Annotated in this window: 6 protein-coding genes; 1 reads left to right on the top strand and 5 read right to left on the bottom strand. The window is 49.9% G+C overall.

All coding sequences use genetic code 11. The features are described 5' to 3' along the window. Positions 1–131: 131 nt before the first annotated feature. The 5 genes from QUA02_RS32425 to QUA02_RS32405 all read right to left on the bottom strand — a co-directional run bounded on the left by QUA02_RS32425 (position 132) and on the right by QUA02_RS32405 (position 6,433). The gene (locus QUA02_RS32425) at positions 132–992 is read right to left on the bottom strand and encodes an SDR family oxidoreductase (protein WP_333033830.1); all 861 of its coding nucleotides are present in this window, start codon (positions 990–992) and stop codon (positions 132–134) included. A 212-nt stretch (positions 993–1,204) separates the two neighbouring features. Continuing rightward, positions 1,205–3,817: an SdrD B-like domain-containing protein gene (locus tag QUA02_RS32420; RefSeq protein WP_333033829.1), complete on the bottom strand. Its 2,613-nt coding sequence runs from the start codon at positions 3,815–3,817 to the stop codon at positions 1,205–1,207. Positions 3,818–3,996: 179 nt separating this feature from the next. Further along, positions 3,997–4,152 (bottom strand): hypothetical protein, encoded by a 156-nt coding sequence (locus QUA02_RS32415; RefSeq protein WP_333033828.1) that lies wholly within the window; start codon positions 4,150–4,152, stop codon positions 3,997–3,999. Continuing rightward, the gene (locus QUA02_RS32410) at positions 4,149–4,295 is read right to left on the bottom strand and encodes a hypothetical protein (RefSeq protein ID WP_333033827.1); all 147 of its coding nucleotides are present in this window, start codon (positions 4,293–4,295) and stop codon (positions 4,149–4,151) included. Before QUA02_RS32410 ends, QUA02_RS32415 begins: the two co-directional genes overlap by 4 nt. Before the next feature lie 197 nt (positions 4,296–4,492). Beyond that, complete coding sequence (locus QUA02_RS32405; RefSeq protein ID WP_333033825.1) at positions 4,493–6,433, bottom strand: SdrD B-like domain-containing protein; 1,941 nt, start codon at positions 6,431–6,433, stop codon at positions 4,493–4,495. 289 nt (positions 6,434–6,722) lie between these two features. On the opposite strand from QUA02_RS32405, the gene QUA02_RS32400 reads away from it, so the two are divergent. After that, on the top strand, positions 6,723–7,397 hold the full coding sequence (locus QUA02_RS32400) for a peptidoglycan-binding domain-containing protein (protein WP_333033824.1): 675 nt from the start codon (positions 6,723–6,725) through the stop codon (positions 7,395–7,397). The last annotated feature ends 645 nt before the right edge of the window (positions 7,398–8,042 follow it).

Raw genomic sequence — 8,042 nt, 5'->3', positions numbered from 1 at the left:
CCGCTCGCGAGCCACGCCGCGAGCGGGGACGCTCGCACTGACATTATCCAAATATATTATTCCGATGCAACCGGAAACGATATGAAACCCGCACCTAAAAAATGCGGTTATATATCAAGTCGCGCCAAATCTTATCCGTTAATCACAGAACCGCCGTTGGGATGCAAAATTTGACCCGTCATGTAAGACGAATCTTTTGAAGCTAAAAACACGTAACTGGGGGCAACTTCATCGGGTTGACCGGCGCGTCCCAAGGGCGTGTCTGCACCAAATTTCTCAACTTTTTCTTCAGGGAAAGTTGCAGGAATTAGAGGCGTCCAAATCGGCCCGGGGGCGACTCCGTTGACGCGAATTCCTTGCTCAGCTAAACTTTGAGACAAAGAGCGGGTAAAGGCAACAATTGCTCCTTTTGTGGAGGAGTAATCTAACAATTGTTGGTTGCCTTTGTAAGCGGTGACTGAGGTAGTGTTGATAATTGCACTTCCTTCTTTTAGGTGTTTTAGGGCGGCTTTTGTCAGGTAAAACATTGAGAAAATGTTGGTGCGGAAGGTGCGCTCTAATTGTTCGGCGGTGATGTCTTCGATGCTTTCTTGGGGATGCTGTTCGGCGGCGTTATTGACGAGGATGTCGAGGTGGCCAAATTCTTTAACTGTTTGTTCTACAAGATTTTGGCAGACGCTTTCTTCGCCGATGTCGCCGGCGATCGCAATACAGCGGCGGCCTTGTTGTTCGATCGCCTCTTTGGTCTTTTTAGCATCTTCATCTTCGTTAAGATAGGCGATCGCCACGTCTGCGCCTTCTTTCGCAAAGGCGATCGCCACCGCCCGCCCGATACCGCTGTCTCCGCCGGTAATTAAGGCTACTTTGCCGCGCAATTTGTCGCTGCCGCGGTATCCCTCGGCGAAGGATTGAGGTTGCGGGGTCATCTCGGATTCAATGCCCGGTTGCCGTTCTTGATGTTGAGCCGGATTAGTTTGTTGTTGAGTTGGCATAACATATTCCTCTAACTTCTACCTCTATAAATAAAGGTTTTATTGGAGTAGGGAATCGTTCTTTTTGCCGATCGCGCCCTACTACTAAAGACAGTTCGGGCGATCGAAACCAATTGTTATAATTGTCAAAACAGCAAAAAGCACGCCAAAACATGATTTGACGTGCAGTTTAAAAAAGCTAGCTGCTAATTGCTGAGTCTCAAACTAGAGACTCAACTTAACATTAAAGAGGCAGTCTGAGTAGGAGCGCCCAACAGTAATTTGGATTTATCGAGAGTTGTATCTTCTGTTGTCGTTACTGCTGCAATCAGCGAACTCATCGAGTCTTTCAACGCCTCAAAGTCAAAGCTGCTAACACCCGCACTCTCAGGCACTAAGAAGTTGTTAACATTGCTGTCTTGTTGAGCGACTAAGCTGCCGCCGTTAGTCACAATATCATCGACGCTAGAAGCACTTACCGTACCCGTATCATCGCCTGTCAGCAAATCGATACTAGCACCACTTCGTGTTTGCGACGGTCTTGCTGGCGAAGGCACTGTGTTAGGGCCCGGCACGTCAAAGCTAACCGGGTTAGGCCCAGTCGGGATCGGGAACGGGTTCTGAACGCTCGCATCGAAAACTTCCAAAACCGAGTAGGTATCGGGCAACAAATCAATAAACCGAGCGATACCAGTAGCATCAGTTCTCACCAGCGGCTCAGTCGCAGCATCGTAGCGGCCGTTGCGGTTCAAATCCAAAGTAAATGGGATATTGGCAAGCGGCTGTTCCCCCGTATCCTGTATACCGTTGCGGTTGTCATCTCGGAACTTAGGAACCAACAAGTCATAGAACCGAGAGTTGCCTACTAAAGCGCAAGTAAAGGTTTGATTGGCACCGAGAACAACATCCACCGGTTGAGTTGTTTGGAAGAAACCAGGGGGTGTTACTTCTCGAATGCTGTAAGTGCCGGGGCGCAAATTGGTGAATGCAAAAGTACCAAACTGATCGGTAGTAGTAGTGGGTTCTGTTGCTTGCAACTGACCGTCACCATTGCTATCGATAAAAATGGTGACACCAGAAATAGCTGGTTCATTGCCATCTCGATAACCGTTCTGGTTGAAGTCCTCAAACTTGCACCCGGTGATGTTGCTGTTCCGCGTGTTGGCAAAGGTAACGTTGGCATCCTGAAGATTGAGGGTAACATCAACGCGATCGGCAGTAGAAGGCGAGAAATTGGCCTGTGCAACTTCCCTGACAACATAGTTGCCTGTGGGCAAGTTGGTAAAGGCTCCTCTACCCTGGTCATTTGTCGTGATTTGCTGTTCTCCAGTGCTGGGAGTGCCATCATTGTTGGCATCGAGGAAGACGGTGACACCGCTAATTGGCAATTCACCCTGATTTGGTTCGTAGCGACCGTTTGCATTCAAATCATTGTATTTGAAGATATTGATGTTCGGTCGAGTGTTGCCAACACCGCTATTATCTCCAACGCCCTGATTAACTCCCACAGGAGAAAAGGTAAGTGATGGTTGGGGGTTAGGCGCTGGCAAAGTGTTTGTTGGCGCTGCAAAAATCGGTCGCTCACCTGTTGCAGCAATCGATCTTTCACCTGCCTGTTGAAGGCCGTCGCGGTTGTTGTCTACGAATTTAGGGTCGTTTGGTTTCAGCGTATAGGTTGAGTCTGCTACGATCAGCGGTTGCTCTCTGCTGATCGTAGCCTGGAATCGCGCCTGCGGCCCTGGTGCCGAAACCAGAGTGGGGTTGGGAGTGGTTCCTACTGGAAAATTTAAATTGCCTGGGACACCGCCACCTACTTCTGCAGGCAGTACAGATGGAAAAATTTCCAACACTTGGTAATTGCCAGCTCGCAAATTCTTGAAGGTAGCCACTCCGTTGGCATCCGTGATTGCGATCGGTTCAGAGCCTTGATCCCAGCGACCGTTCTCGTTCACATCTAAAATGAAGGGTACTCGGGCAATGGCTGGTTCCAAGACTCCACTGACAATATTTCGCGAGCCGTTGCGGTCTATGTCTTGAAATTTATTAATTTCAATTTGATACAGCGGAGTATCGCCAACTTGAGCGCAGGCAAAGGTTTGACCGGCTGCTACCGTCACGTCCAGTACGGGAACGTTGTCGGGCGGAGTGCTTTGGGGAAAATCGTTTGTTTCTAAGGGTTCTGCGTTCGGAGGGTTATCGTTGACTTCTACTCCGGTCACAGAACTAACTTGTCGTCTGATCCGTTCTTCCCGAATCTTGTAGGTTCCGGGATCTACATTAAACGCCCATCGACCATTTTTGTCTGTTAAGGTGTTGGCTTCCCCTGCATCGCGTTGGCCGTTGCCATTTGAATCAATATATATCCTGACGTTTTTAATGCCCGGTTCATTCCCATCTCGAAAGCCGTCGGCATCTATGTCTAGGTATTTGCATCCTACGATCCGGCTGCCTGTAACTGCGGTGTTGCCAAATAAAACGTTGACATTTCTGTCTCCAACAACAGTCACAGCGAGGGGATTGGGAGTAGTGGTGCGGAAGCCAGCAGGTATTGCCGTTTCCGTGAGTACGTAATTCCCAGGGACTAGATTTATGAATGAGAACGCACCGTTAGCGTCCGTCGTGGTTAAGGCTTCCCCAGTACCAGCATTGAACGTACCGTTGCTGCTTGTTGCTGATTCGAGGAGGATGGGGATATTCGGGAGACCTTCTTCACCCGGCTGTCTGATGCCATCCGCGTTCCGGTCATTGAACTTGATCCCTAGAATTGCCGGGCCAGTATTCCCAACCACAACTGGCTGTAGTTGCTGGGCACTGCGCTCTTGCTCTTCGTTAGTTAAATCTGTCATGATTTCTCTCCTTCACACCTAAATCCACGTAAATTACAGACTACTGTATGGGTTGTAAGTTGCTGAGTAGTTTTTACTAATAGCTGACAACCGCTACTCGATTTTACATACGTCTGCACTTGAGGTAATGTTCCCCATCTAACACAACAATGCCTCAAGCTTTGTCGCTGGCAAGTATATCAGGTTTTGAAGAACCCTGGCAATTTGAGGGCAACATCTTCAGGATTTGCACGCCTTCTCTGTCCGTACATACTTGCTGTTTCGAGCTTTAAAAAGCCTAAGACTGACTTCTCCCCCCTGATATCAAGTCCGGCGGCATCGTTCTTGTTTGTCATGGTTCGCTGTGGTGGGCGATCGCAGCCTCAGCGATTGCCAAACACAGCGAACTATGAGCGATCGAGCTACCGGACTTGATATGACTTGCTTTGCCTGCAAATACGCCGATCGGGGTTGGGGGAACTGTCTGATAGTTTCTCACTCACAGAGATGCTACTGCCTCTGAATATTGCACCCAATATACAAGCCAGCTTCGGAGTTGCCGGAACTTAGGCTTGAGTGTTGGAGGTTGCCAACAATAGGGTATCACGCGATCGCCCTTTAACCTCTTCCTGATTTTGATCTGCGGTTTGGGATTCGGGGCGATCGAGCTTTGTGTCACCCTCAATAACCTAGAAATCATGCAGCACCCACAGTGCTGACCGATTTCCCGATCGCCCCATTAATTAATTCATTTCTATTGACAAATTCACCGATTTGTGCTTTAGGCTCCAGACCGACATTCTGTTGCCCAAAGTTAGGAATATTGCCTAAATTCGTAACAGGTCGATCGGCGACCAAAAATTCACTAATTTGATAACTATCACGACCCGCCCTCAAAAGCAAGCTATCCGCCCCAATATTGCCCGCAGGTTCCAGTCCCGCATAGCTGCTAGCATTCGTCAGCAGGTCGTCCTCGTCCTTCAAGGATTTAGCCGACCTAACCTCAGCATCTCCCGCAACCAAATCTCCCGTCACCAAATCCATGCTGCTGGCCCGAATCTCTGCCGAGACAACAACCAGCGCAGGCGGAGTCGTTAGAATGAAACCGGGCGGCGGAACTTCGCGGACAACATAACTACCTACCGGAACGTTGCGGAAACTGTAATTGCCTTGAACATCGCTTAAGGTACTCGCTTCGCCCGGATCTAAACTGCTGTTGTTGTTGAGGTCGATGTAAATTTGAGTGTTGGCGATCGGCGGTTCCCCCGGATCTAGGCGGCCGTTGGCGTTAAAGTCGTTGAATTTCACACCGCTGATCGTACCCGTTACCAACACGTTGCCAAAGCTGAGATTAGTGGCATTTGTGCCGTTACCCACGGTGATGGGAGTCGGATTTGGCGTGGTTTGTCGAAAACCGGGCTGCGGGACTTCCCTAACAACATAGCTGCCTTGGGGCAAGTTGATAAAAGAGAAATTACCTTGGGGATTCGTTAAAGTCGAAGGTTCGTTCGGATCTCGGGCGTTGTTGTTGTTGAGGTCGAGGTAAATCGGCCAGTTGGCAACTCTCGGTTCCGTCGGTTCGTTAATACCGTTAGCGTTGAGGTCGTTGAACTTGAAACCGCTGATGCTGCCGGTCGGAAAATTGTTGCCGAAATTGACGCCGACAGCGTTAGTATTGCCGGTAATGTCGATCGGGCCTGGAGTTGGCGTAGTCTGTACCCATCCCGGTTGCTGGACTTCCCTCACCAAATACCGGCCGGGGGAAACATTCGCAAAAGTATAATTGCCTTCGGGGTTGGTGATGGTATTGGGTTCGCCCGGGTCTAGACTGTTGTTGCCGTTGAGGTCGATGTAAATTTGCCAGTTGGTCAGAGGCGGGTCTGTCGCGTCTCTGACGCTGTTGGCGTTGAGGTCGTTGTATTTGAGACCGCTGATGCTGCCGACAAAAAAGACATTGCCAAAATTGATGTTGTTGACAGTGGCGTTGGAAGTAACGTTAACCGGGCCGGGGTCGGGCGTAGTTTGAAGAAAACCCGGTTGCTGGACTTCTCTCACCAAATATGTATCTGCGGGAATATTGACAAAAGCGTAATTGCCCTGAACATTGGTCAAAGTAACAGGTTCGTTGCCGTCGAGCCTGTTGTTGCGGTTGAGGTCGAGGTAAATTTGCCAGTTAGCTAGCGGTGGTTCCCCTGGATCTGGGCGGGCGTTGCTGTTGATGTCGTTGAATTTGGTGCCTGCGATCGTCCCTGCGTTAAAGTTGTTGCCAAAATTGATATTGCCAGCGTTTGTCCCGCTGGTAATCGTGATGGGTGCGGGATTGGGGGTAGTTTGGCGAAAGTTGGGCTGCTGGACTTCCCTAACTTGGTAAGTGCCCGGCGGCAGGTTGGCGAAGATGTAGTTGCCTTGCGGGTTTGTGAGGGTGGAAGGTTCGTTAAACTCTGGCTGGCCGTTGTTGTTGAGGTCGAGGTAGATTTGCCAGTTGGGAATTGGCACTTCTGAGGGATCGGGGCGGCCGTTGGCGTTGAAGTCGTTGTATTTGTTGCCGCTGATGCTGCCGACTTGGAAGTTCCCGATGTTGACGTTGCCGATGTCTATTTGGCTGGCGGTTCTGGGGGGGTTGCTAGATTCGGACATGGTGTTGCTGGGGCCCAATGAACGCGGTTCAATGTTTTCTGTAGGGCAATCTAGCAGTTTTTTTGCCAATTGCAGCTATTTCAGGGGATAAATTATTTTTAGGAAAGGGAAGGGCAGGGAATCAGAAATGCCCAATGCCCCATGCCCCATGCCCCATGCCCCATGCCCAATGCCCCATGCCCCATGCCCAATTCCCAATGCCCCATGCCCAATTCCCAATGCCGAAATTCCCAATTTTTTCCAGATTTGATGTACGATCGCTACCAGTTTTGCAGAGGTCGAATTCCCAATGTCCCGAAACCTGACAGCAAGCTGGAATGACGCCCGCGAGGTTCCGAGTTTGCTCTTCGGCTGGAGTTTGTGCGGTTTATTGGCAATGGGATCGATCGCCCCTACTCCTGTTGCAGCACAGCTACCTACCTCCGAACAGAGTAACAGCAACAGCCCGATCGCTCAAACAGGTGCGATCGTCCGCCCCGCAATCAAATTGGGCAGCCGCGGATCGGAAGTGATCGAACTCCAAGCTGCTCTTCAATTGTTGGGCTTTTATACTGGCACTGTAGACGGGATTTTCTCGCAAAGCACCGCTAGAGCTGTATCTGAGTTCCAGGAAGCAGCAGGCATCGCTCCAGACGCAATAGTCGGTCAAGATACTTGGAACCGGCTGTTTCCTGCAGCTAGCGCGATCGAAAACCCGATCGCCAACAGTCCCGCAACTGCCGACAACTCAGAGATTAACCCCCAAGCGCAGCCAACAAATTTTCCAGTTTTAAGAAGACGAATGCGCGGGCCGGCAGTCAGAGATTTGCAAGAACGGCTGCGGGCCAAGGGATTTTTGCGGGTGAGTGCTGACGGCGTTTTCGGCCCGGAAACTCAAGCTGCTGTCAAGGCGGCTCAGCGACAATATCAACTGCCAGCAGACGGCATTGTCGGCCGCGCAACTTGGGAAGCTCTGCTGCGTTGACAGCAAGCCAATACTGCCGGCTATGCACGTTGCGGTATCGGGCGATCGTACAAATTGTTAATAATCGCTTTTGGAAGTATTTCTGCACGTCAAAAAGTGTCAAGTTTGGTAAACAAAGTATTCTCATGCGCGGAGTTGGTGTTAACTTAAAAACATGAGGGGCAAAACCAAGAAGCACAAAAAACTTGGATAAAAAATTTGGAATTAGAGTATTTGTCCCGATCGGCTCTAGTCCGCAGGCAACGCCTGAACCGTGTAGCTTATTAGCAAAGAAAGGTTGATATTGCGATCGGGATTTGTTAGATAGCTTGAGGCTATTGCATGAATCAAAATTTGCGATCGCACAGTCAAACACAGAAGTCTGAATAGACTCCGCTGATAGCTAGCTCGTCCGCAGAGTAGTTGCCAAAAAGTCCACCTTAGTTGTAGTTTGCTGAAACTCAGCAGAGCTAAAAATCCACTTGAATCAACTTAATTTACCACTATTTTAGGGTCTGGCATCCGATATGCTAGGCCCTAAAATTTTGTTGTTGGTTATTGGTTATATCAATTCCGGCTGCACCGGAATGATATAGAGGACACGGCAGTGCCGTTTCCCGACAAATGATCGCGGTAGGGAAACGGCACTGCCGTGTCCTCCGTTTA

The organism is Microcoleus pseudofavosus SVA1_A4, assembly GCF_036700565.1.
Lineage (GTDB): Bacteria > Cyanobacteriota > Cyanobacteriia > Cyanobacteriales > Microcoleaceae > Microcoleus.
This window is presented reverse-complemented; position numbering and strand designations above follow the sequence as displayed.